General features: G+C 67.9%; 25 protein-coding genes. 13 read left to right on the top strand and 12 right to left on the bottom strand.

Annotated features, from left to right (window positions below; all coding sequences use genetic code 11):
• Positions 1 to 31 precede the first annotated feature (31 nt).
• The 7 genes from AC3WMR_RS06645 to hutG all read left to right on the top strand — a co-directional run bounded on the left by AC3WMR_RS06645 (position 32) and on the right by hutG (position 5,919).
• Positions 32 to 802 carry a TatD family hydrolase gene (locus AC3WMR_RS06645; protein ID WP_492263696.1) on the top strand — a complete coding sequence of 257 codons (771 nt, stop codon included), beginning with the start codon at positions 32 to 34 and terminating at the stop codon, positions 800 to 802.
• 36 nt (positions 803 to 838) lie between these two features.
• Positions 839 to 1,753, top strand: a complete 915-nt coding sequence (locus AC3WMR_RS06650; protein ID WP_492263695.1) for an ankyrin repeat domain-containing protein — start codon at positions 839 to 841, stop codon at positions 1,751 to 1,753.
• A 167-nt stretch (positions 1,754 to 1,920) separates the two neighbouring features.
• Positions 1,921 to 2,661, top strand: a complete 741-nt coding sequence (locus AC3WMR_RS06655; protein ID WP_175194273.1) for an IclR family transcriptional regulator — start codon at positions 1,921 to 1,923, stop codon at positions 2,659 to 2,661.
• Between the two features lie 123 nt (positions 2,662 to 2,784).
• Positions 2,785 to 3,528: a transporter substrate-binding domain-containing protein gene (locus AC3WMR_RS06660; protein WP_025138803.1), complete on the top strand. Its 744-nt coding sequence runs from the start codon at positions 2,785 to 2,787 to the stop codon at positions 3,526 to 3,528.
• Complete coding sequence (locus AC3WMR_RS06665; RefSeq protein WP_175194271.1) at positions 3,525 to 4,193, top strand: amino acid ABC transporter permease; 669 nt, start codon at positions 3,525 to 3,527, stop codon at positions 4,191 to 4,193. Before AC3WMR_RS06660 ends, AC3WMR_RS06665 begins: the two co-directional genes overlap by 4 nt.
• Positions 4,190 to 4,972, top strand: a complete 783-nt coding sequence (locus AC3WMR_RS06670) for an amino acid ABC transporter ATP-binding protein (protein WP_492263694.1) — start codon at positions 4,190 to 4,192, stop codon at positions 4,970 to 4,972. The genes AC3WMR_RS06665 and AC3WMR_RS06670 overlap by 4 nt, the downstream gene beginning before the upstream one ends.
• Complete coding sequence (gene hutG, locus AC3WMR_RS06675) at positions 4,969 to 5,919, top strand: formimidoylglutamase (RefSeq protein ID WP_492263693.1); 951 nt, start codon at positions 4,969 to 4,971, stop codon at positions 5,917 to 5,919. The genes AC3WMR_RS06670 and hutG overlap by 4 nt, the downstream gene beginning before the upstream one ends.
• 128 nt (positions 5,920 to 6,047) lie before the next feature.
• Here hutG and AC3WMR_RS06680 read toward each other — a convergent pair whose 3' ends face one another.
• A complete protein-coding gene (locus AC3WMR_RS06680; protein WP_492263692.1) occupies positions 6,048 to 7,721 on the bottom strand; it encodes an FAD-binding oxidoreductase in 1,674 nt (557 codons plus the stop codon).
• A 348-nt stretch (positions 7,722 to 8,069) separates the two neighbouring features.
• Between AC3WMR_RS06680 and AC3WMR_RS06685 the strand changes: the two genes are divergently transcribed.
• The gene (locus tag AC3WMR_RS06685; protein ID WP_492263691.1) at positions 8,070 to 9,359 is read left to right on the top strand and encodes a Glu/Leu/Phe/Val family dehydrogenase; all 1,290 of its coding nucleotides are present in this window, start codon (positions 8,070 to 8,072) and stop codon (positions 9,357 to 9,359) included.
• A 170-nt stretch (positions 9,360 to 9,529) separates the two neighbouring features.
• On the opposite strand, the gene AC3WMR_RS06690 is transcribed toward AC3WMR_RS06685, so the two are convergent.
• The 6 genes from AC3WMR_RS06690 to AC3WMR_RS06715 form a co-directional block, all read right to left on the bottom strand.
• On the bottom strand, positions 9,530 to 10,357 hold the full coding sequence (locus AC3WMR_RS06690; RefSeq protein ID WP_492263690.1) for an RsiV family protein: 828 nt from the start codon (positions 10,355 to 10,357) through the stop codon (positions 9,530 to 9,532).
• Between the two features lie 67 nt (positions 10,358 to 10,424).
• Positions 10,425 to 11,201 (bottom strand): lipoate--protein ligase family protein, encoded by a 777-nt coding sequence (locus AC3WMR_RS06695; protein ID WP_492263689.1) that lies wholly within the window; start codon positions 11,199 to 11,201, stop codon positions 10,425 to 10,427.
• Entirely contained in the window at positions 11,198 to 11,473 is a 276-nt protein-coding gene (lplB, locus tag AC3WMR_RS06700; RefSeq protein ID WP_025138793.1) for a lipoate-protein ligase small subunit, read from the bottom strand. The genes AC3WMR_RS06695 and lplB overlap by 4 nt, the downstream gene beginning before the upstream one ends.
• Before the next feature lie 38 nt (positions 11,474 to 11,511).
• A complete protein-coding gene (locus AC3WMR_RS06705) occupies positions 11,512 to 12,003 on the bottom strand; it encodes a GNAT family N-acetyltransferase (RefSeq protein WP_492263688.1) in 492 nt (163 codons plus the stop codon).
• Between the two features lie 12 nt (positions 12,004 to 12,015).
• Positions 12,016 to 12,714, bottom strand: a complete 699-nt coding sequence (locus tag AC3WMR_RS06710) for a glutathione S-transferase N-terminal domain-containing protein (protein ID WP_025138791.1) — start codon at positions 12,712 to 12,714, stop codon at positions 12,016 to 12,018.
• 118 nt (positions 12,715 to 12,832) lie between these two features.
• Positions 12,833 to 13,738, bottom strand: coding sequence for a DMT family transporter (locus AC3WMR_RS06715; RefSeq protein WP_492263687.1), 906 nt, complete (start codon positions 13,736 to 13,738; stop codon positions 12,833 to 12,835).
• A gap of 123 nt (positions 13,739 to 13,861) precedes the next feature.
• Between AC3WMR_RS06715 and AC3WMR_RS06720 the strand changes: the two genes are divergently transcribed.
• Complete coding sequence (locus AC3WMR_RS06720) at positions 13,862 to 14,329, top strand: Lrp/AsnC family transcriptional regulator (protein WP_025137642.1); 468 nt, start codon at positions 13,862 to 13,864, stop codon at positions 14,327 to 14,329.
• A gap of 97 nt (positions 14,330 to 14,426) precedes the next feature.
• On the opposite strand, the gene AC3WMR_RS06725 is transcribed toward AC3WMR_RS06720, so the two are convergent.
• From AC3WMR_RS06725 to AC3WMR_RS06740, 4 genes are all read right to left on the bottom strand, one after another.
• On the bottom strand, positions 14,427 to 14,921 hold the full coding sequence (locus AC3WMR_RS06725) for a glutathione peroxidase (protein ID WP_025137643.1): 495 nt from the start codon (positions 14,919 to 14,921) through the stop codon (positions 14,427 to 14,429).
• Between the two features lie 32 nt (positions 14,922 to 14,953).
• Positions 14,954 to 16,156 (bottom strand): MFS transporter, encoded by a 1,203-nt coding sequence (locus AC3WMR_RS06730; protein ID WP_492263686.1) that lies wholly within the window; start codon positions 16,154 to 16,156, stop codon positions 14,954 to 14,956.
• 175 nt (positions 16,157 to 16,331) lie between these two features.
• A complete protein-coding gene (locus tag AC3WMR_RS06735; RefSeq protein ID WP_492263685.1) occupies positions 16,332 to 17,534 on the bottom strand; it encodes a DUF1501 domain-containing protein in 1,203 nt (400 codons plus the stop codon).
• Positions 17,535 to 17,559: 25 nt separating this feature from the next.
• Positions 17,560 to 19,227 carry a DUF1800 domain-containing protein gene (locus AC3WMR_RS06740; RefSeq protein ID WP_492263684.1) on the bottom strand — a complete coding sequence of 556 codons (1,668 nt, stop codon included), beginning with the start codon at positions 19,225 to 19,227 and terminating at the stop codon, positions 17,560 to 17,562.
• Between the two features lie 264 nt (positions 19,228 to 19,491).
• On the opposite strand from AC3WMR_RS06740, the gene AC3WMR_RS06745 reads away from it, so the two are divergent.
• Positions 19,492 to 19,830 (top strand): hypothetical protein, encoded by a 339-nt coding sequence (locus AC3WMR_RS06745; protein WP_081821602.1) that lies wholly within the window; start codon positions 19,492 to 19,494, stop codon positions 19,828 to 19,830.
• 13 nt (positions 19,831 to 19,843) lie between these two features.
• On the opposite strand, the gene AC3WMR_RS06750 is transcribed toward AC3WMR_RS06745, so the two are convergent.
• On the bottom strand, positions 19,844 to 20,725 hold the full coding sequence (locus tag AC3WMR_RS06750; protein WP_492263683.1) for a LysR substrate-binding domain-containing protein: 882 nt from the start codon (positions 20,723 to 20,725) through the stop codon (positions 19,844 to 19,846).
• Between the two features lie 76 nt (positions 20,726 to 20,801).
• On the opposite strand from AC3WMR_RS06750, the gene AC3WMR_RS06755 reads away from it, so the two are divergent.
• Genes AC3WMR_RS06755 through AC3WMR_RS06765 form a run of 3 tightly spaced genes read left to right on the top strand, consistent with a single transcriptional unit; the run spans position 20,802 to position 23,696 of the window.
• A complete protein-coding gene (locus AC3WMR_RS06755) occupies positions 20,802 to 21,956 on the top strand; it encodes a four-carbon acid sugar kinase family protein (protein ID WP_492263682.1) in 1,155 nt (384 codons plus the stop codon).
• A gap of 23 nt (positions 21,957 to 21,979) precedes the next feature.
• Complete coding sequence (gene pdxA, locus AC3WMR_RS06760; protein ID WP_492263681.1) at positions 21,980 to 23,002, top strand: 4-hydroxythreonine-4-phosphate dehydrogenase PdxA; 1,023 nt, start codon at positions 21,980 to 21,982, stop codon at positions 23,000 to 23,002.
• Between the two features lie 19 nt (positions 23,003 to 23,021).
• Positions 23,022 to 23,696, top strand: coding sequence for a 4-hydroxythreonine-4-phosphate dehydrogenase (locus tag AC3WMR_RS06765; RefSeq protein WP_492263680.1), 675 nt, complete (start codon positions 23,022 to 23,024; stop codon positions 23,694 to 23,696).
• Positions 23,697 to 23,698: the final 2 nt, after the last annotated feature.

Genomic DNA, 23,698 nt, shown 5'->3' on the forward strand with positions numbered 1-23,698 from the left:
GTCCGGGCGGCGCAATCCGAAGCCGAATTCCATGTACGTCGATTCCCACTGCCATTTGAATTTCCCCGAGCTGGCCGCCGACCTGCCGGCCATTCTCGACCGGATGGCCGCCAACCAGGTGACCCACGCGCTGGTGGTCAGCGTCAACATGCCCGAATGGCCGGGCCTGATGTCGCTGGTGGAGCCGCAGGCCAACCTGTGGGCCTCGGTGGGCGTGCACCCCGACTACGAAGACACGCCCGACCCCGAGCCCGCCGAACTGGTGCGCCTGGCGGCCCACCCCAAGGTGGTGGCCATCGGAGAGACCGGGCTGGACTACTACCGGCTGTCCGAGCCGCTGGACTGGCAGCGCGAACGCTTTCGCCGCCACATCCGTGCCGCGCGCGACGTGGGGCTGCCGCTGATCGTGCATACCCGCTCGTCCGCCGAAGACACCGTGCGCATGCTGCGCGAAGAGGGCGCGGCCGAAGTGGGCGGGGTGATGCACTGTTTCACCGAAACCTGGGAAGTGGCCCAGGCGGCGCTGGACCAGAACTTCCATATCTCGCTGTCAGGCATCGTGACGTTCAAGAATGCGCACATCGTGCACGAAGTGGCCGCCAAGGTGCCGCTGGATCGCCTGCTGATCGAGACCGATTCGCCCTACCTGGCGCCGGTGCCGTATCGTGGCAAGATCAACGATCCGTCCAAGGTGATTCATGTAGCCGAGAAGATCGCCGACCTGAAGGGTATCAGCGTGGCCGAGGTGGCCAAGGCTTCTACGGAAAATTTCTTTAATCTTTTCAATAAGATAAAGAGATAATTTAATCTGAATTATTTAAAGTAAATCAGGAGCGCCATGACCGTCCGCACCGCCTTGTCCCGCCGCCTTGTTGCGCATGGCCGCAACGCCTTGCTGGCGCTGTGCCTCGGCCTGTCGGCCCCATTGGCGCAGGCGGCCAATCCGGCCGACTGGTGGGTCTACGTCGCCAACGACTATCCGGACGACATCAAGGACCTGCTGGCCCAGGGCGCCGATCCCAACGTGCGTTACCGCAATGGCCAGCCGGCCCTGATGCGGGCCGTGGTGGATGGCGCCTGGAAGGTGTTCGACGTGCTGGCCGCCGACCCACGCACCGACGTCAATGCCGAGAACCCGGCGGGCGAGACCCCGCTGATGTACCTGGCCATTGCCGGCCAGGTCGACCGCGCCCGCAGCCTGATGGCGCGCGGCGCCCAGGTCAACCGCCTGGGCTGGACGCCGCTGCACTACGCCGCGTCCAAGGGCCAGATGGCCATGGCCCGGCTGCTACTGGACCACAAGGCGATGGTGAACGCGCCGGCGCCCAACGGCGAAACCCCGCTGATGATGGCGGCGCTGTCCGGTAACAAGCCCATGGTGGACCTGCTGCTCAAGGCGGGCGCCGATATCACCACGCGCGACACCAAAGGCCAGGATGCATCCGACTGGGCCCGCACCGGCAAGTCCACCGCCCTGGCGGCGGAGTTGCAGAAGCTGATCGCCCAGCAGGAAGCGTCCAAGCGCGCCCGTCGCGCCAGCGAGCCGCCCGAGCCGGAACCCGATCCGGCCGATGTCGCTGCGACGCCGGACGCCGCACCCGCGAATTCGCCGTCTGCCGAGGCGCCGCCGCCGATGGCGCAACCTGCCCCGGGCACGGGCAACGCCAGCTCCAAGGCTGCCCCGGCGTCGCCGGGCGTGGGGGGCGTGTCGGGCGTGCGCCTGAACAACTACGACACGCCCGCATCGCCTTGAGCCTTGTCGGCCTGCGCAGCCTTGCTGCGTCCCCTGAAAAACCCGCCGTCCGGCGGGTTTTTTTTTCGGGGTTTTCCCTGGGTATTCTCACTGGGTGGGAATATTTTGAAGTTCAACCACCATAAATTGATAATCTGCGCTTCATCAATGCTGGGAGTGCGTTTTTCATGTCGGATCAGTCGGTTGGGGCGGGCGCGGATCGCGTCTTGTATGTGTTGGCCACCTTGGCCCGGCACGACGGCCCCTTGAGCATCGCCGCGCTGGCGGAAAAGACCGGCCTGGCCCAAAGCACGCTGTACCGGCAGGTGGGGTTGCTCAAGCGCTGGGGCTTCGTGGCCGAGCACGAAGGCGAGTACGGCCCCGGCCCGCTGTGCGTGCAACTGGCCTGGGGTTTCGACCAGTCGTCGTTCCTGATTCACGAAGCGCAGCCGGACATGGCGGCGCTGGCCGCCGCGTCGGGCGAGACCATCGGCCTGCTGGTGGCCGTCAAGGACCAGGCCGTGTGCCTGGACATGGTCGAAAGCCAGCATCCGCTGCGCTGTTCCTTCACCAAGGGCCGCGGTCTGCCGCTGGCCCGTGGCGCCTCGGCCAAGTCGTTGCTGGCCTTCATGCCGGCCGCGCGTCTGCAGACCGCGCTGACGTTCCTGGCCAAGGAGCCGGGCGTGGACGTGGCGCGCCTGGCCGATGAACTGGAGGCCATCCGCGCCCAGGGCTATGCCGTGACCGACAGCGAAGTCGATGCCGGCGTCTGGGGCGTGAGCGTGCCGATCTTCCAGCGCGCCAACCAGGCGGTGGCCTCCATTACGTTGATGGCCCCATCCACCCGCGCCGACCAGCGGCCCCAGGCCTTCATCGACCTGACCGTGGCCGCGGCCCGCCGCATTTCTGCCAAGTTGCAGGCGCACTGACGCCGCCGCCATTCCGGATTCCTCGCTGTCCCCGCCATTCCCGCCTCATCTCTAGACGCCGCTGGCCTTACGCCGTACCGATAGACGTACCCCCGTACCCACTCATTCCTTTTAGGACCTGCCATGACCACTCGCCGCACATTGCTGACCGCCGCCCTGACGCTGGGCCTGGCCTGGACCGCCGGCTCTGCCCACGCCCAGGAAACCATTCGCGCCGTGACCGACGCCACTTTCCCGCCCATGGAATTCGTCAAGGACGGCAAGCGCACGGGCTTTGACATCGAACTGGTCGAGGCCCTGGCCGCCGCCATGGGCAAGAAGGTCGAATGGATCGACATCGACTTCAAGGGCCTGATTCCTGCCCTGCAGGCCGGCCGCGCCGACATCGCCGTGTCCGCCATCTACATCACGCCCGAGCGCAGCAAGGTGGTGGACTTCACCGACCCGTATTACGCAGGCGGCCTGGTGGTCTTGACCAAGAAGGGCGGCGACATCAAGGGCCTGAAGGACCTGGACGGCCGCAAGGTGTCGGTGCAGGTCGGCACCAAGTCGGTCAACTACCTGAAGGAACACTACCCGTCGGTGCAGCGCGTGGAAGTCGAGAAGAACCAGGAGATGTTCAACCTGGTGCAGATCGGCCGCGCCGACGCCGCGGTGACGGGCAAGCCCGCCGCCAAGCTGTTCGCGCAGAGCACGACCGACCTGGCCGTGCTGGACGAGCAGGTCACCACCGAGGACTACGGCATCGCCGTGCCCAAGAGCAAGCCCGAGCTGACGCGCGGCCTGAATGAGGCGCTCAAGAAGATCAAGGCCGATGGCAGCTACCAGGCCATCGTCAACAAGTGGTTCGAGGCGCCCGCGAAATGAACCTGGACTTTGCCCCTGTCTTTGCCGACTACGACTCGCTTCTGCGCGGCGCGCTGGTCACCATCGAGGTGACCGCCGGCGCGCTGCTGCTGGGCTGCGTGATCGGCCTGCTGGTCGGCGTGGGCCGGCTCAACCCGCAACGCCGCATCATCTACAACCTGTGCAGCACCTACCTGCTGTTCTTTCGCGGCACGCCCTTGCTGGTGCAGCTGTTCATCTGGTTCTTCGGCCTGCCGCAGTTTGGCGTGACGCTGCCCGCGTTTGCGTGTGGCGTGCTGGGCCTGGGCATGTATTCCGGCGCCTATGTGTCGGAAATCGTGCGCGGCGCGATCCAGTCGGTGGATCGCGGCCAGACCGAGGCGGCCCGTTCGCTGGGCATGTCGTCGGGCCAGGCCATGCGCATCATCATCTTGCCGCAGGCTGTCGTGCGCATGATTCCGCCGCTGGGCAACGAGTTCATCGCGCTGATCAAGAATTCCGCGCTGGTATCGCTGCTGACCATCCATGACCTGATGCACGAAGGCCAGAAGATCATCAGCGTGTCGTACCGCTCGCTGGAAACCTATCTGGTGGTGGCGCTGATCTATCTGGTGCTGACCACGGTGGCCATGGTGATTCTGCGCCAGATCGAACAACGCCTGCGTGCCGGGGGGATGGTGCAATGAACTTCGGAAACCCGAAAGAAATGATCCGCATCCGCGGACTGGAAAAATCCTACGGCGACCACGCCGTGCTGCGCGGCATCGACTTTGACGTGCTGCCGTCGCAGGTGGTGGTGGTGATCGGGCCCAGCGGCTCGGGCAAGAGCACCTTGCTGCGTTGCTGCAACGGGCTGGAAGTGGCGCAGGGCGGCACCGTGGACATCTGCGGCCAGACGTTGCAGGACAACGGCGAACTGCTACCCGAAGCCCAGCTGAACCAGCTGCGCATGCAGGTGGGCATGGTGTTCCAGGGATTCAACCTGTTCCCGCACCTGTCGGTGCTGGAAAACGTTACGGTCGGGCCGCGCAAGCTGCGTGGCATGGGCCGCGACGAGGCCAACGAACTGGCGTCCGACCTGCTGGCCAAGGTCGGCCTGTCGCAGAAGATGTCGGCGATGCCGGCCAGCCTGTCGGGCGGCCAGAAGCAGCGCGTGGCGATTGCCCGCGCGCTGGCGATGCAGCCCAAGGTCATGCTGTTCGACGAACCGACGTCGGCACTGGACCCGGAACTGGTCGGTGAAGTGCTGCAGGTGATGAAGCTGCTGGCCCGCGAAGGCATGACCATGATGGTCGTGACCCACGAAATGGGCTTTGCCCGCGACGTGGCCGACGTGGTGGCGGTGATGGATGGCGGCGTGATCCTGGAATCCGGCTCGCCCGAGGTCATCTTCAGCCAGCCGCGCGAGGCTCGCACCCGCGAATTCCTGCAGGCAGTGCTGAGTGCAGGGCAGGGGGCGGCATGACGATGGCGCAACTGGACAAGAGTCTGTGGACCGCCCGTGACGACAGCGCCGAGCGCGGCGACACACGCCGCCTGGCGCACATCGTCGAGCCGGCCGCCGGGCAGGCGGCCGCCAAGGGCGAAGCCGTGATCCTGGGCTTTGCCTGCGACGCGGGCGTGGCGCGCAACCAGGGCCGCACAGGCGCGGCCGCCGGCCCGGCCGGCATCCGCAAGTTCATGGCGGGCCTGCCGGCGCACGGCTTGACGCGCCTGCTCGACGCGGGTGACGTGGCCTGCGACGGCGACCAGCTGGAAGACGCGCAGGAACGCCTGGGCCTGGCCGTGGCCGACCTGCTGCAACAGGGCGCCCGCCCGGTGGTGCTGGGCGGCGGTCATGAGATTGCCTGGGGCAGCTTCCAGGGCCTGGCGCGCTGGCTGGCGGGCCGGGATGACGCCGGCCCCGTGCTGGTGCTGAACCTGGATGCACACTTCGACCTGCGCACCGGGCGTCCGGGCAGTTCGGGCACGCCGTTCGACCAGATCGCGCACTACTGCGAGGCGCAGGGCCTGGCGTTCCAATACGCTTGCCTGGGCGTGTCGCGGCTGGCCAATACCCCGGCGCTGTATGCGCGGGCTGCCGAAGTGGGCGCCATCTGGGTGGAAGACCGCGACATGCAAGAGCGCCACCTGGAGGCGCGGCTGGCCAACGTCGATGCGTTGCTGGCCCGGGCGCGCCACGTGTACCTGACGATCGACCTGGACGTGCTGCCCGCGGCGGTCATGCCCGGCGTGTCGGCGCCCGCGCCTTATGGCGTGCCGATGGCGGTGATCGAAGAGATCGTGCTGCGGGTGAAAGCCAGCGGCAAGCTGCGCCTGGCCGACCTGGCCGAGTTCAACCCGCGTTTTGACGTGGATGGCCACGGTGCCCGCGCGGCGGCGCGGCTGGCCTGGCAGTTGGTGTCAGCCTGAGGCGCGGCGCCCGGGTCCAGGTGGCCGGGGCGTTCCAGGAAAACCGGCCCGCTTCGCGCGGGCCGGTTCGTTTTTGGGCGCCGACTACGCGCTGATTGCGCGCGGATGACGCCTGGGTGAGGCGTGCGTCAAGCGTGCGGCGGCGTCAGCGGAATCGACATCTCGTGGTGAAAGAGGTTGTCAGGGTCCACCTGCCGCTTGGTGGCGATCAGGGCGGCGGCCTTGTCGCCGTAGTACAGGTTCAGCCAGTCCGGGTCGATGCGGCTGCGGCTGGCGTCGGTGTACTTCATGTCCGTGTCCGGATAGTTGATGTAGCACCCCTGGAACGGCGAGCCCGGCTGGTAGCGGGGCTTGCCGCCGTACTGCGCGAAGTACTCGTCGTACAGATCGGCGATCCATTTCAGGTGGAAGGCGTCGTCGGCGGGATTGGTCCAGTAGACCTGGAACTGCGACTTCAGCAGCGAGGCGCGCTGGCTGACGCTGGTGGGGTTGGCGGTTTCGTCGTTGCGGTTGATGCGCCCGCCGTAGGAATCGATCTGCACCAGCGCCTGGTTCAGCCGCGGGTCGTCCGAGCCATTCAGGTATTCCCACATCGCCATGATTTCGACGTCGCTGAAATTGGCCTTGTGATACGAGGACTTGTACTTGCCGCGCTGGTTGCTGCCCGAGCCGTTGATGGTCTGGGTCAGCCACAGCCAGTCCATTTTCTGCGCATCGGCCACGGGGTGCGCCAACAGGCGCATCGCCGGTTCGACCACGCGCCGCGACGGGCCATGCCAGCTCGAGGCCAGGTTCACGCCCGGCGACGCGCCGGCCGCGGCGTTCATGGTGGCCACGAAGTCCAGGAAAGGCTGGTCGCGCGCGCCGCCGACCTTGCCGTCCAGGCCGGTGTACTGGATGTTCAGCACGATGTCGCCGGTGGAGCGGTGCTGCACCTTGAGCAGCGTGAAGAGGCCGCCGTTGGCCCGCGCCGGGTCGGGGCTGTTCCAGTCGGCATCGTGGTCGGCGAACCATTGCCAGTAGGCCCGCATGAAGCGGGCGAAGGCGGCGCGGCCGGCCGTGCCGGTGCCGAAGCCGTCCCACGGGTACGACAACGACAACCAGTAGGCTTCCTGCGGCGCCTTGGGCAGCTCGGCGTAGTAGTAGGTCAGGATGATGCCGAAATTGCCGCCACCACCGCCACGGCAGGCGATGAACAGGTCGCGGTCGCTACCAGTGCTGTGCAGGTTGACGTGCTTGGCGACCAGCTTGCGCGCGCCCGGCCCCTGCGGCACCAGGATGTCCACGCCGGACAGCCAATCCACCGTCAGGCCGTGCAGCCGCGACTGCAGGCCGTAGCCGCCGCCTACGATATGCCCGCCCGAGCCGACCGAATAGCACGAGCCGCCGGGCAGGGTGCGGTTGGCGGTCTTGTACAGGTCCAGGTAGCCGTCCCAGTTCTGGTTGCCGGACGCCGCCGCGAAGCGGTAGCGCGCTGCCGGGTTCCAGGGCGACGCGATGTCGCCGGCCTCGCGGTAGCGCAGGCCTGTCATCAGGCTGAGATCGATGATGGCCAGGGGCTGGCCGTGGTCTTCGGGCAGTTTGTCGGCCACGAAGCCTTCGTAGCAGTGGCCGCCGCTGCGCACCGTGATGCGGCAGCCCTGGGCCAGCGCGGCGTTGGCTGCGTCCAGCACGTCTTGCGGGGTCTTGCAGACGTAAATGGCGTTCGCGCCTTGGCCCGCGCTGGGAAAGCGCAGGTTGAACCCTTTTTGCAGGGTCGCGTAACGCGGGTCATGGCCGTCAATGAGAGAAAAATCCGACATGCGCACCTCTATGGTTGGTTTTCATAAGGGCAAGATGGCTGGCGGGGGTTGCCCGCTGCCGAACGCGGAAGTGACAAGCTTTACAAGCCGCCGGTGCCGGGAAGAAAAAAACCGGGGCCGGCTGATTCTGGGTGAACTCGGGGTCGGTTTCAAGCGGGGCGGGTCGCACTGGGTGGCTGGACGCTGGCGTCTCGCAGGGCTAGGATAGGCGCAGCGTTTCGGCAGGCTCGGCAACGCTCGCGGTATCCGTCCGCTTTTATGTGTCCCCAATTAAAATATTTATATTAAATATGGGGACGTATTAAGGTTATGGATAAAATGGCGCAACTTTGTCAGGAGAGCATGTTCATGTCTCAAACTCCCACCCATGCCTTGCCGTCTTATCTGAATGCCGACGATCTCGGCCCCTGGGGTAATTACCTGCAACAAGTCGATCGGGTCACCCCGTACCTCGGCTCGCTGGCGCGCTGGGTCGAGACCCTGAAGCGCCCGAAGCGCTCGCTGATCGTCGACGTGCCGATCGAACTGGACAACGGCAGCGTGGCCCACTTCGAGGGCTACCGCGTGCAGCACAACACCTCGCGCGGCCCGGGCAAGGGCGGCGTGCGTTTCCACCAGGACGTGACCCTGTCGGAAGTGATGGCGCTGGCCGCCTGGATGTCGGTCAAGAACGCCGCGGTGAACCTGCCCTACGGCGGCGCCAAGGGCGGCATCCGTGTCGATCCGCGCAAGCTGTCGCAATCCGAACTCGAGCGCATGACGCGCCGCTACACCTCGGAAATCGGCGTCATCATCGGACCGTCCAAGGACATCCCCGCGCCTGACGTGAACACCAACGCCCAGACCATGGCCTGGATGATGGACACGTACTCCATGAACGAAGGCTCCACCGCCACTGGCGTGGTGACCGGCAAGCCGATCGCGCTGGGCGGCAGCCTGGGCCGCGTCGAGGCCACCGGCCGCGGCGTGTTCGTGGTCGGCTGCGAAGCCGCGCGCGACCTGAACATCGACGTGTCCAAGGCACGCGTGGTGGTGCAGGGCTTCGGCAACGTGGGCGGCACCGCCGCCCGCCTGTTCCATGAAGCCGGCGCCAAGGTCATCGCCGCACAGGACCACACCGGCACGGTGCACAACCCGGCCGGCCTGGACGTGCACAAGCTGCTGTCGCATGTGTCGCAACATGGCGGCGTGGGCGGCTTCTCGGGCGGCCAGGCCCTGGACAAGGACGAATTCTGGACGCTCGAAACCGAATTCCTGATCCCGGCCGCGCTGGAAAGCCAGATCACCGTCAACAACGCCGCGAAGGTGCGCGCCAAGATCGTGGTGGAAGGCGCCAACGGCCCGACCACCCCGGAAGCGGACGACATCCTGGCTGAACACGGCGTGTACGTGGTGCCGGACGTGCTGGCCAACGCCGGCGGCGTGACCGTGTCGTACTTCGAGTGGGTGCAGGACTTCTCCAGCTTCTTCTGGAGCGAAGACGAAATCAACCAGCGCCTGGAACGCATCATGCGCGAAGCCTATGCCTCGGTGGCGCAGGTGGCCAAGGAACACAAGGTGACGCTGCGCACCGCCGCGTTCATCGTGGCTTGCACGCGCATCCTGCAAGCCCGCCAAGTGCGCGGCCTGTACCCGTAAGGGCTTCTTGCGCCGGGTTCAGGCCCGGCGCCGGAGGAGCAGTGAGGAAGACAAGCACGCCGCCCCGCAAGGGGCGGTTTGCATTGGCGGGAACCTTGGACGAGGCTACCCGGGGCAAACAGTCATCGGAGGGGCCGATCCGTTGACGGCCATCCCGGCGCCGGGCCGCATCAGGACTTGGGCAGCAGTTCCGGCTTGAGAATGCCGCGCAGGTCGGCGTAGGGGATGCTCAGCTCGGGTTCGCCGTGGGAGTACGGCGCGATGGAGTAGGCGTCGTACTTGACCACGATGCCGTCGCGCGTCAGGGCGAAGTTGTCGCTTTCCTGGAACGGCCACATCTTGTTGTAGGCCGCGGGGTCGCGCTTGGCGTCGGCGTTGCTGGCCAGCCACTTGGCGTGGGCGCGTTGCAGGGCGGCGACGTATTCGCCGCGGCGGCCGGGGATCAGGGCTTCGTCCAGCGCCATGACGCGGCCGCGGCTGCGTTCCCAGTTCAGGTACTGGGTGGCCGGGATGCCGTGCGCGGCGCCGGTCAGGAATTGTTCGGTGTGCAGTTCGATGGATACGACGTCGCCCACGGTGTCCTTGACGCTGGCCTTGAAGTAGGTGGCGTCGCGCGGGCGGGCGGTGGACCAGAAGTACTGGGTGTATTCCGACAGGGTTTCATACGGGCCGCGGCGGTTGGCGTCGGTGCCGGTCATGTAGGCCAGCACGTGGTCGACCAGCGCGGTCAGCTTGGGGATGCCGGGAAACGCCACGCTGTCGATTTCGATGCGGGGGCAGTCGCCCTTGCAGCCGGGTTTGTCGGACGACCATTTGATGCGTTCGGTGGACAGGTCGCCCACTTTTTCCGGCGTGGCGGACTGCGCCGCCGAGGCCGATGCTGGCGATTCCAGCGTGATGTTGGCGGGCGGCGAACTGCCGCAGCCGGCCAGCGCCAGCAGCGCGGCGCCCAGGAACAGGGCGCTTATCCCGCCGCAAGGCGTAAAGGGGCGACGCATTGAACTACCTCCAGAAAAACCCGGCCGCGCCGCGAGGGCGCAGCCGTCGAACGTAAACCCGGGGCCGTCAGGGGACGACCGCGGTCCATTCGGGCGTAGAGAATTTTTCGGCGGCCTGGGCCTGGGCGTTCGCCAGCGTGGCGGCGCCCAGCTGGCCCGGCGTCAGGCGGTGCAGCCCGGCGAAGGTGTCCACCATGCGCTGGATGATGACTTCGCGCGCCAGCCCGGTCTGGGTGCGCAGCGGGTCGACGCGCTTCTTGGCGCTGGTGGTGCCCTTGTCCGACAGTTTCTCGCGCCCGATGCGCAAGACTTCCACCATTTTATCGGCGTCGATGTCGTAGGACATGGTGACGTGGTGCAGCACCGCACCGGCGCGGCGCGCCTGGGCGGCGCCGCCGATCTTGCCGATGTCGGAGGCGATGTCGTTCAGGGGCTGGTACCAGGCCGTGATGCCCAGGCCCTGCAAGGCTTGCAGCACCCAGGCGTCCAGGAAGGCATAGGACTCCTGGAAGCTCATGCCGTGCACCAGCGCCTGCGGCGCGCTGAGCGAATAGGTGATGCTGTTGCCGGGTTCGATGAACATGGCGCCGCCGCCGCTGACGCGGCGCACGACTTCGATGCCGTGGCGCGCGGCGCCGTCGGGGTCGACTTCGTTCTTGAGCGATTGAAAGCGGCCGATCACGACCGCGGGCGCCGACCATTCCCAGATGCGCAGGGTGGGCGGGCGCGTGCCGGCGCCGACTTCGTCGGTGATGACGGCATCCAGCGCCATGTGCAGCGCGGGTGGCTGCGGCGGCTCGTGGATCAGTTGCCAGTCGTAGTCGTTCCAGTCGGTGCGGGTCATGCCAGGGCCCTCCGCAGCACCACGGCCACGGCTTCGGCCGAAAAACCGAACATTTCGGTGTTGTCGGGCAGGGCCGACTGTACGGCCACCGCCAGTTCCAGCTCGCCGGCGTCCGCCGGCATGCCGTTCAGGCCGCTGTTGATGGCTTCCAGGGCCTCGGGCGGTTCCAGGAAAAAGTCGCCGCTGATGCGGACGTTGGCCAGGCGGCCGTCCTGGACTTCGAGGTCCGCGACGACCAGCTTGCCGCCGGGGACTTTGTATTCGCCGTGCATGGGGCGCTCCTTAGTGATGGCCTGGGCGCCGGGGGGCGCTACAGGCTCAGTTTCATGCCGTCGTGGCTGGCCACGAAGCCCAGGCTTTCGTAGAAGCGGCGGGCGTCGGGCCGGGCGCGGTCGGTGGTCAGCTGCACCATTTCGCATCCCTGCGAACGGCATTGCTCGATGGCCCACTCGAACATGGTGCGCCCCAGGCCCTGGCCGCGTGAGGACGAGGCGATGCGCACGCTCTCGATCTGTCCGCGCCATTGGCCCAGCCGCGACAGGCCGGGTATGAACGATAACTGCAAACAGCCGACCAGGTGCGCATCGCGCTCGACCACCGCGAAGAACTGGTTCGGGTCCTGCTCGATGGCGGTAAAGGCGGAAGTGTAGCGGGGGTTCAGCGGAATGGAGGGATCTTCGCGCTTGGCCCCCAGTTCGTCGTCGGCCAGCATGGCGACGATGGCGGGCAGGTCGGCCAGGGTGGCGCGGCGAAAGCGCAGGGGGGAATCGGTGCCGGCGGCGCCGGTCGCAGTATCGGTCATGGCGGGCCTCGTTCAGCGCACGTGCTGGGCGGTCTGGCCGAACAGGATGCGGCGCGATTCCTCATCGCTGACCGACGGCGTGGTATTGATGCCGTCTGCCAGCGCATAGGCGCGTTGGGTGGCCGGGCGCGCGGCAATGGCGTCGAACCAGCGCTTCAAGTGAGGGAAGTCGTTCAGATCCTGGCCTTGTTTGGCGTGCGGCACGATCCAGGGGTAGGCGGCCATGTCGGCGATGGAATAGTCGCCAGCCACGAATTCGCGGTCGGCCAGGCGCTTGTTCAGCACGCCATACAGGCGGTTGGTTTCCTTGACGTAGCGGTCGATGGCGTAGGGGATGCGTTCGGGGGCATAGCCCGAGAAGTGATGGTTCTGGCCGGCCATGGGGCCCAGGCCGCCCATCTGCCAGAACAGCCATTGCGATACCTCGGCGCGGCCGCGCAGGTCGGCGGGCAGGAAGCGGCCGGTCTTTTCGGCCAGGTACTGCAGGATGGCGCCGGATTCGAACAACGAGATCGGCGCGCCGCCATCGGCCGGCGCCTGGTCGACGATCGCCGGAATGCGGTTATTCGGCGCAATGGCCAGGAAGTCGGGCTTGAACTGGTCGCCCTTGCCGATATTGATCGGATGGATCTGGTAGGGCAGGCCGGTTTCTTCCAGGAAGATCGTGATCTTGTGGCCGTTCGGGGTGGTCCAGTAATAGAGATCGATCATGCGGATTCCTTTGTCGTCTTGGCGCCGCCGGACGGGGCCGGCGGATAGGAAAACCATGATAGCGGCGGGTGAGGGCGGGGCGGACGAATACCCCGAAGCCGGGTGCGGGATTGTGGCTTCACGCCGCGCCCGGCTTGGCGCTGCCGCGCAGGCGCCATTGCCAGTTCAGGCTGACCCCGGCCGCGGCCAGGAAGATCAGCGCCACGCCCACGACCTGGGTGGCGTCCATGCGGTGCCCGTACACCACCAGGTCCAGCAGGATGGCCACGGCCGGGTAGATGAAGCTGAGCGCGGCGGTGGACGTGGTCGGCAGCTTCTGGATGGCCGAGTACATCAGGATGTACATCAGGCAGGTGTGGATCACGCCCAGCGCCACCAGGTAGCCCCATTGCAGCGGCGCGGCGGGCAGGGCATTGAAGTCGGCCATGGGCAGCAGCATCACGGCGCCCAGCGTCACCTGCACCAGCGCCAGCACCTGCGGCGGGATGCCCTTCAGACGCTTGACGATCACGGCGGTGATGCCATAGAGCGCCGCCGCGCCCAGGCCCAGCAGCAGGCCCGACAGGTAGGCGGCGCCGCCCGCGCCGGCCGTGTCGGTCAGGCGCAGCACCAGCAGCAGCCCGGCAAAGGCCACCACCGACCAGGCCAGCTTGCCGCGGCTGGGGCGTTCGCCCAGGAACAGCGCGCCCAGGCCGATCAGGAAAAAAGGCTGTACGTTGTAGACGGCGGTGGCCAGCGAGATCGAGGCCAGCCGGTAGGCCGAAAACAGCAGCACCCAGTTCAGCACCAGCGCCGCGCCCGCCGCCAGCGCCAGACCCAGCGTGCGGGCGGTGAACAGGCCCGGCTTGAGCAGGCCGCGGGCCCAGCAATACAGGAACAGCGACAGCGCGCCGAAGACACAGCGGAAGAACACGACGTTCCAGGCGCTTTGGCCGGATTCCAGGACGAACACGCCAAGCGTGCCCGACAGGGTCATGGCGGCGGCCATTTGCGCCAGGCCAAGGCGGTCGGAATGAGGGGACATGGGAGGCTCCAGGCGGCCTTGCGGCCCAGGGGTTCGATGGAGAAATTATCCCAGGCCGATCCCGCGAGCTATATGATATTGATACGGCAGTTTTGTTTTTGAACCTTCATTTAGGTGGAATTTATGCAAAACGACCTAAAGAATGAAAACCCGGTTCTGGATGGTATCGACCGCCGCCTGGTCGAGACCCTGACGGCCAATGCGCGCACCACCACCGCCGACCTGGCGCGCCAGGTCGGCATGTCCGCGCCCAGCGTGGCCGACCGCCTGCGGCGCCTGGAAGAATCGGGGGTGATCCGCGCCTACACGCTGGATGTCGATCCGGTGGCGCTGGGCTACACGCTGGAAGCGATCGTGCGCATCCGGCCGCTGCCGGGGCAGTTGCGCCGGGTCGAGGGCCTGATTCAGGAGATTCCGGATTTCGTGGAATGCGACAAGGTCACGGGCGATGACTGCTTCATTGCGCGGCTGGTGCTGCGGTCGATCACGCACCTGGACGGCATCCTGGAACGCGTGACCGAATTCGCCGAAACCAACACCGCCATCGTCAAGTCGCACACCGTGCGCCGCCGCTTGCCGCCGCTGCGTTGAGCCGGGCCGTTGGCTCGGGCCGTTGGCCCGGGCCGGCCAACGCGGGCCGGCGCTTCGGCCCTGCCATGCCTGGTCGGGGCTGACGTGAACCCGGGACTTAGACGGCCGGCGCCGCCAGCGCGCGCACGATATCGTCCTTCAAGCCTGCGGGCGTGTCGGTGGGGGCGTAGCGTTTGATGACCTGGCCGTCGCGGCCCACCAGGAACTTGGTGAAATTCCACTTGATGCCCTCGGTGCCGAATACGCCGGGCTTTTCGCCTTTCAGCCAGCGGTACAGCGGGTGGGCGTCGGCGCCGTTGACATCGATCTTGGCGAACAGCGGGAAGGTGATGTCGTACTGGGTGGAGCAGAAATTCTGGATCTCGGCTTCGTTGCCGGGTTCCTGGTGGCCGAACTGGTCGCACGGAAACCCCAGCACGGTCAGGCCGTCATCGCGCAGGCTGCGGTACAGCTCTTCCAGCCCCGAGTACTGCGGCGTGAAGCCGCACTTGGAGGCCACGTTCACCACCAGCAGCACGCGGCCGCGGTAGGCATCCAGCGGTTGGTCGGCGCCATGGATGTCGCGGGCCGAGAAATCGTAGATCGTGCTCATGGTGGGCTCCTGGGGGTATCGACGCGGCTGGGTCAGGCGTCGGAACGGGACGAGGCCAGTTCGCTGGCTTGCTGCGGCTGCGCCGTCCCGGCATGGCGTCCATAGTAGCGCGTGCCCCACAAGGTCAGCAGCAGCACGCTGGCGGCGATGGCGGCCGACATCCAGGGCAGGTCGGTCAACGGCAGGCCGTGGCCCAGCGCCAGGCTGCCCAGCCACGCGCCGCCTGCGTTGCCCAGGTTGAAGGCGCCCTGGTTCAGGGTCGACGCCAGGTTGGGCGCATCGGCGGCCTGGTCCACGATCAGGGTCTGCAACAGCGGCACCACGGCAAAGCCCAGCATGCCCCAGATGAAGGTCATCATCAGCATCGGCGCCAGCGCGTGGATGGCCTGGCTGAGCGCCAGGAACACCAGCACCAGGCCCAGGAAAATACGGCGCAGCGAGACTTCCAGGTTGCGGTCGCCCAGCTTGCCGCCCAGGGTGCTGCCCACCGTCAGCGCCACGCCGAACAGCAGCAGCACGCCGGTCACGCCGCGTTCGGACACGCCGGTGATGTCGCGCAGGATGGGCGCAATGTAGGTCAGCACGCAGAACAGCGAGGCCGACGCCAGCACGCTGGCCGCCAGCGGCCACAGCACGCGGATGTCGCGCAGCACCTTGAATTCACGCAGGATGTTGCCGGGCTGCATCGGGATGCGGCCCGGCAGCCATGCTGCCAGCGCCGCCACCGCGGCCAGGCCGATGCCGCTGACCACCCAGAAGGTCGAGCGCCAGCCGGCCACCTGGCCCAGCGCGGTGCCCAGCGGCACGCCCAGCACGTTGGCCAGCGTCAGGCCGGTGAACATCAGCGCGATCGCGCTGGAGCGCTGGTTGCGCGGCACCAGGTCCGCCGCCACCACCGCGCCGATACCGAAGAAGGCGCCATGGCAGAAGGCCGTGAACACCCGCGCCGCCATCAGCAGCCCGTAGTTGGGCGCCAGCGCGCACAGCAGGTTGCCCAGCACGAAGGTGCTGGCCAGGCCGATCAGCGTGGCCTTGCGCGGCAGCTTGGCGGTGATGATCGCCATGATCGGCGCGCCGATCACCACGCCCATGGCGTAGCCGGTGATGAGCAGGCCGGCGATGTCGATGGTGACGTCAAGGTCGGCAGCAACGTTGGGCAACAGGCCCATGATGACGAATTCGCTGGTGCCGATGCCGAAAGCGGCGGCGGCCAGCGCGATGAGATGCAGGGGCATGGAAAACCGGAAAGGGGATGGCCGTGGCGCGCCGGGCGGCGCGGGCGGCAAGGGGAACAAGTCCGTGATTTTAGGGCAGCCGGGCACGCGGGCCCGGGCAATGACCTGCCAATGATAGGGGCACGGCCTTACAGGAAGGTGTCGGCGCGCGCGCAGGAGCCATTGCGCGAGTGGGTCACACCAGCTTCATATCCAGCGGCGCGATGCCGGGGAATATCTGCGCCAGGCGGGCCTTGTCCAGGCCGTACAAGCGCGAGAACAGGCCGGCGAACAGCGCGCGGTACTCGTTCAGGACGGGGTAGTCGCGGTCCTGGAACAGCGTGTTCTGCGCGACCCTGACCTGGCGGCCGGCGATGCGGCCGCCTTGCACGTTGCCGCCCAGCACCCAGTAGACCGTGCCGTGGCCGTGGTCGGTGCCTTTGTTGCCGTTTTCGCGGAAGGTGCGGCCGAATTCGCTGATGACCACTACCGTGGCCTGTTTCCAGGCCGGGCCCATGGCATCGGCGTAGGCGGCCAGCGCGCGGCCCAGCTGGCCCAGCCGGTTGGCCAGCATGCCGGTGGCTGCGCCCTGGCCCACGTGGGTGTCCCAGCCGCCCACGTCGACAAAGCCCAGGTTGTAGCGGTCGCTCATGAAGCGGCCGATGCGGCGCGCTTCCTGTTCGAGCTTGCCGGCCGAGACGGCGTTGCCGTTGGCGGCCTGCATCTCGGCTTCCAGTTCTTCGCGCGCCGCGCCCATGATGCGCTGGCCTTCGGCCACCGGGGCGTCCAGGTCGGTGTGGCGGTACATGGACGCGATGGCGCGGTTGTCCTCGTCGGAGAGGCGTGACTTGCGGCCGGCCCCGCCCAGGTCGATGTTGGGCACGCGTTCGTCGCCGCGAAATATCTGTGGCACCTCGGACGTGAAGGCGGCCGATTGGGCGCCGCGGCCTGTCAGCGTCGCCGCCAGCCGGTTCAGGAAGCCCGAGCGGAAATCGCCGCCCTTGGCGCGGGCCGCGCCCTGGCCCAGTTCGATGCTGTTCTGCGTTTCGAAGTGGCTGCGGCTGATGTCGTCGGTGCCGGCGAACGGCACGAAGGCCAGTTGCCGCTTCTGGTAGAACGGCATCAGGCTGTCGGCCAGCGCGGGATGCAGGGCCCAGCCGTCGGCCAGGGGCAGGGCGGCATCCGCGCCGCTGCCGGGTCGGGCGATGGCGATGGACGGGCGCGATTCGTAATAGAAGTCGCTGCTGGCAGGCACCAGCAGGCTGGCGGCGTCGTAGGCGCCGCGCATGAAGACGACCAGCAGTTTGTTGCCGGCGGCAGCGGGCGCGGCGTACAGGCGGCTGGCGCCGAAGGCCAGCGGCGCCGAGGCCATCAGTTGCAGGATGCGGCGGCGATGCATGTCGGGACTCCTTTCGCGCCGCGCGTCAGCGGCGCATGAATTCGGGCGAGGCCAACAGATAGGTGTTGGCGTCCTTGGGATTCCTGGCCTGGGCGATGGCCTGGCGGGTGGCGGGCGACAGGTGCGCGAACAGGCCGTCGGCGCTGTCTGCGCGCAGCAGGTCGGGCATGCGCGGCAGGTCCACCGGCCCCTTGTCGTCGCCCTCGCGATAGAAGGCCTGCGGCCCGGCGGCGATGGCGCGCGCCACTTCGAAGCGCGCGGTCATCTGGCCCGAGCCGGCCCAGTCCGACTGCGCTTGCGGATAGCCGTCGGGCGTCAGGCGCTGGTTCAGGGGCTGGCCCAGTTGGCGCAGCATGGCCTTGCCGGGGCGCGTGTTGACGATGGGCGGCAGGTCGGCATAGGCCAGGCGCAGCGCGGAATACACGTAATGCACCGGGTCCTTGAACACGCCGGCCTTGAGCGAATGCGCGAATTCGGGCGAGGCGAACAGCGTCTGCAGCGTGGCGGCGATGTCGCCATCCTGCGCCTGGAAGGTCTTGGCCATCTTGTCGATGACCGACGCCGGCGGGGCGTCGCCCATGAAATAGACGGCCAGCTTGGTGCTGACGAAGCGCGCGGTGGCGGGATGGCGCGCCAACAGGTCGACGGCCTGGTCCACTTCGGCCATGCCGGCGCCGCGGATGGTGTGACCCAGGAAGACCTTGTCGCCGTAATCGTGACGCGCGGGGTTGAAGACGAACAGGCCGTTTTCTACTAACTGGCCGCGCAGTTCGGGCCGCAGCTTGGGCGCGCCTTTGGCGTTGCGGATGCCCAGGCCCGTCAGGATGCGGGCCAGTTCCTGCACGTCGGTCTGCGTGTAGCCGCCCTTGACGCCCAGCGTGTGCAGTTCCATCAGTTCGCGGGCGTAGTTTTCATTGAGGTGGCCGGCGGCGTTCTGGGTGTTGTCCAGGTACACCAGCATGGCCGGCGAACGCAGCGTGGCTGCCAGCAGGTCGCGGAACTTGCCCAGCGCATGCGGGCGGATGGCGCGTTCTTCGTACTGGTCGATGTAGGTGCCGATGTCGTTCTTGTCGGCATAGACATTGAAGTGGTTCATCCAGAACCAGGCCATCTGTTCCTGCAGCTGGTTGGGCGAATACAGGGCTCGGTAGAAGGCGCGGGTGGCGGTGTCGTCGGCGCGTTGGCGCGAGATGGCGCGCGCGTCGCGCTGCGCGTCCTGCCTGGGGCCGGGGGCGGCGTCCTTGGCGTCCTGGCGTATCGCGCGCTGTTCGGCCAGCGCGTCGTCGGCGCTCTGGCGCGAGATCGACAGCGCGTCGATGCGCTGCTGCACGGCGAGCGGCAGGCGGGTGCGCGGGTCGGGGTGCAATTGCGCTTGCAGGTAGCGCGCCGTGCCCAGTTCGCGCAGCCGCGCCAGGTCGGCGGGCGTGGCGCCCCAGGTGACGCGGTTGAGCAGGGCGGCGTCCTGCGCGCGGGCCTCGGCGTCGCGCGGGCTGCCGGCGGCAGGCGCGGGGTCCGCAGTGGCCCGGGCGGCGGGTGGCGCAGCCTGGACGGCCAGGGGCAGCAGCAGCGCCAGAAGCGCGAGATGGCTCAGCAGCGGTCGCGGGAACGAACGCGGCCGTTGCGAATGTGGCAGGTCCCCCTGCGGCAGTCGCGAATACAGCGCATGCCAGGACGGTGAGCGCAAGGATGGCATCAAGCGGGCCCCTCTCCAGTGATCGATCAGGCCTGTCGTCAGCAGGCATTCAGGTCCGGCGCGCAACGTGCTGGCCCTGAGCGTGTGACAGGATATTCGCACCGGCATTCCCTTGTGCACGCCGCTTGAAACGCACGGAAACCGATCGTTTTGCCCCTGCGACGCGCTATCCCTGCGCGGCGCGGGGCCATTGCCGCCTGTGCGGGCCGGCCGTCCTATCATGTGCCATCGCATTCAGCGCATGCGGCGCAAAGGAGGCCGGTGATGCGGGAAATGATCGACCGTCTGGAAGGAATGTTGGCCAAGGGCACGGACAACATGTTGTTGCGATTCTCGTTGGGCAAGGCCTATGCCGAACAGGATTGCTTTCGCGAAGCCGAAACGCATTTGCGCGCCTCGCTGGCATTCGATCCGGCCTATTCGGTGGCCTGGAAATGGCTGGGCAAGGCGTGCCTGGGCCTGGGCGACAAGGCCGGTGCACGCGCCGCCTGGGAATCCGGCCTGCAAGCCGCGCAGGCGCGCGGCGACAAGCAGGTCGAAAAGGAACTGCTGGTATTCATGAAGCGGCTGGACAAGGAAGCGGCGGCCGCACAACAGCCGTGATGGCGGCCGCTTGTCAGGCGGCGTCGATATCGCTGCGCGCGGTGTCGACCAGCCATTGTTTCAAGGCAGCCAGCGCCGTTTCGGCGCCGGCCGGCGTGGCCCGAGGTTCGATCAGGCCATAGTCGGACCCATCGGGTGCAAAACCCAAGGGCGCGACCAGCCGCCCCGTGCGCAGATCGTCCAGCGCCAGGATGCGCGGGCTGAGCGCCACGCCCAGGCCCGCGGCCGCGGCTTGCACCATCAGGAAATGATGATCCAGGTGCCGTGTGCTGCGCGGCGCCGGGTGCGCGGGCGCTTGCGCCAGCCAGTCGTCCCAGGCCTGCGGCCGGGTGCGCGAGGCCAGCGCCACGTAGTTGCCCGATAGAAAATCCGCCGCCAGGGCGGGGGCCATGACCGGGCCCATGCTTTCGGGCATCAGCCGGGTGACCGTCCATTCAGGGCGCACCGGGAAATCCAGCCGCCGCAGCGCCAGCGTGACCGAGTCGCGCGCAAAATCCAGCGCACCGCCGCCCACCGACAGATGCAGGTCGATGTCGGGATGCCGGTCCTGGAACGCAGACAGGCGCGGAATCAGCCAGCGCATGGCCACCGAACGTTCGCATGACAGCACCACGGGCCGCTTGGCGCCACGGTCTTGCAGGGTGTCGATCGTGCCGTTGATCAGGCCCAGGGCGCGGTTCATCGACGAGGCCAGCAACTGGCCGGCGGCGGTGATGCGCAGGCCGCGGCCGGCGGGCTCGACCAGCACCAGGCCCAGGTCGTCGGCCAGCTTGGCCACGCGCCGGCTCACCGCGCCGTGCGTCAGCGACAGTTCATCAGCGGCGGCGCGCATCGAGCCCAGGCGGGCCACGGCTTCGAAGGCGCGCAGGTCGTTCAGGGATGGGCGTCGGGTCATTGGTGATTTTTCATCACTGATAAACGTCAGAAATCATGGATATTCGTGGCTGGTGATATGCATTTTAATCACCAATATGAACACACCCGCAGCCTTTTCCCGCAGCATCGGCATCATCGCCGACGACCTGACCAGCGCCGCCGACGGCGCCGGCCCCTTCCTGCCCTGGGCCGGTCCGGCACAGGTGTGCCGCGGCGTCGCCGCCGACGAGGTGCCGCGCATCCTGTCGCTGGACACCGGCAGCCGGGCGCGGGCGGAAATAGATGCCGCGCAAGCCGCGTCGGCCGCGGTGGAGGCACTGGCTGGCCGCGACGTGCTCTACAAGACCATGGATTCCACGCTGCGCGGGCATATCCGCGCCGAACTGGCGGCGGCCTTCCGCGCCAGCGGCCGTCACTTGCTGGTGGTGGCCCCCGCGTTTGCCGGCGCGGGCCGCGTGACGCTGGGTGGCAACCAGTACGTGCATGGCCAGTTGGTGGCCGCCAGCATGTACGGCGCCGATCCCGTGCATCCGGCGCGCACGTCCCGCATCCTGGACCTGGTCGATCCGGCCATCGGCCCGGCCCGCGTCATTACCGAGGACGCCAGCGCCGCGCAGGTGCGCGCTGCCGCCGGCGCGTCGCGGGTGCTGGTGCTGGACGCGAGCACGCAGCAGGCGCTGGACGACCGGGTGGCACAGGTGATGGCGCAGGGACGATCGGTGCTGTGGGCGGGCTCGCCGGGCATGGCGCGCGCACTGGCCGCGCAATGCGGCGGCGTGGCGGTCGCTGCGCCCGAACCGGTCCGGGCGCAGCGCGTGTTGATCGTGGTGGGCAGCGCCAACCCGGTCAGCCATGCGCAATGCGACGCGCTGCGGGCCGCCGGCGCCCAGGTGACGCGGCACGCGGACGAGATCCCGCCCGACGCCCAGGTGGTCTGCCTGCAAGCGCCGGACACGGCGCAGGCCGATTCCCCCGCGGTGCTGGCGGCCCTGACGCGCCAGGCCATGCAGGCGCTGGCGCGCCATCGCTTTGACGGCCTGATCGCCACCGGCGGCGACACGCTGGCCGCATTGCTGGATGCGCTGATGATCCGCAGCTTCACCTTGACCTGCGAATTGGCGCCGGGCTTTCCGGCGGGCGTGGCGGCCGTGGCCGGCCGCGGCCATCGCCTGGCGCTCGCCATGAAGGCCGGCGGTTTCGGCCGCCCGGACGCGCTGCTGGCGGCCGCCATGAAGTTGCTGTGCCGATGACTTCCCCGACCCTGGAGACCCCCATGCCCTTGCTACCCCTGGCCATCACGATGGGCGACCCCGCCGGCATCGGGCCGGAGATCGTCGCCAAGACCTTGCTGCTGCCGCAATACGCCGAACGCTGCATTGTGGTGGGCGACCCCGGCGCCATGCTGCGGGCGCTGACACCGCTGGGCGCCGCCGATCGTCTGCACGTGGTGCGGGAGGTGGCCGCCGCGCCGTTGCGGGCGGGCCGGATCTGCCTGCTGCCATCGTCCTCGCTGGCGCCGTTGCCGCCGCCGGGCCGCGTGGATCCGGCGTGCGGCCGGGCGGCGTATCAGGCGATCTGCCTGGCCATCGACCTGGCGCGCCAGGGGCGGGTGGCCGGCATGGTCACCGCGCCCATCCATAAAGAGGCGCTGGCCGTGGCCGGCGTGCCGTATCCCGGCCATACCGAGATCCTGGCCGAGCGCGGAGGCGCGTCGCGCGTGGCGATGATGCTGGCCAACGACGTCATCGCCACGGTGCTGGTGACCATCCACTGTTCGCTGCGCCTGGCCATCGAGCGCGCCGACTTCGATGCGCAGCTCTCCGCCATCCGGTTGGCCCACCAGGGCGGCCGCGCCTTGGGCGTGGCGGCGCCCCGGGTGGCCGTGGCCGGGCTGAATCCGCATGCGGGCGAGGGCGGGCTGTTCGGCGACGAAGAGGCGCGCATCATCCGGCCCGCCATCGAGGCTGCCCGGCGCGAAGGCGTCGACGCCAGCGGCCCCTGGCCCGGTGACACGGTCTTCATGCAGGCGCGGCAAGGGCGCTTCGACGTGGTGGTGGCGCAATACCACGACCAGGGGCTGATTCCGGTCAAGTACCTGGGCCTGGAGCAGGGCGTGAACATCACGCTGGGGCTGCCGTTCGTGCGCACCAGCCCCGATCACGGCACGGCCTTCGACATCGCGGGGCAGGGCATCGCCGATCCGGCCAGCCTGCGCAGCGCCATTGACCGTGCCTTTCAACTGGCCGGGCACGCGCAAGACTTGCCCAAGGCCGCTTTCCCTATCGACAATGCCTGACCAGGACACCCCCATCATCATGCGATCCGACTTCATCTTCATGCTGACGCGCAACGACCGCACGGTCGACAGCGCCGAGGCCTACCTGGACATCGCGCTGGACAGCGGCGTGCGGCACATCGGCTTCAAGGATATCGGCCAGCCGCTGGCGACCTTGCAGCGTTTGAACCGCGGTATTCGCGAGGCCGGCGGCCACAGCTATCTGGAAGTGGTCTCGCAGGACCGCGAGAGCGAGCTGACGTCCGTGCGCGCCGCGCTGGAACTGGACGTGGATTTCCTGCTGGGCGGCACGCATGTGGCCGATGCATTGCCGCTGCTGGCGGGGTCGCGTATCCGCTATTACCCGTTTCCCGGCCAGGTGCATGGACATCCCAGCATCCTGGGCGGTTCGCGCGAGGCGATCGCCCGCAGCGCGCGCCAGCTGGCGGACCTGCCCGGCGTGCATGGGCTGGATCTGCTGGCCTACCGCGCCGATGTCGACGTGCCGGCCCTGATCGCCGACGTGTGCCGCGTGGATGTGCCGGTGATCGTGGCGGGGTCGCTGGATTCGGCCGAACGCATTCAGCTGGCCTGCCGCGCGGGCGCGGCAGGCTTCACGGTCGGCACCGCGGCGCTGGACGGCAAGTTTCCCGCCGCCCGGGAAGGCTTGGCGGGGCAGTTGCAGGCGATTCAGGCGGCCGCGCAAGCCGCCTGAAC

It is taken from the genome of Achromobacter sp. FW305-C-28 (assembly GCF_058783235.1).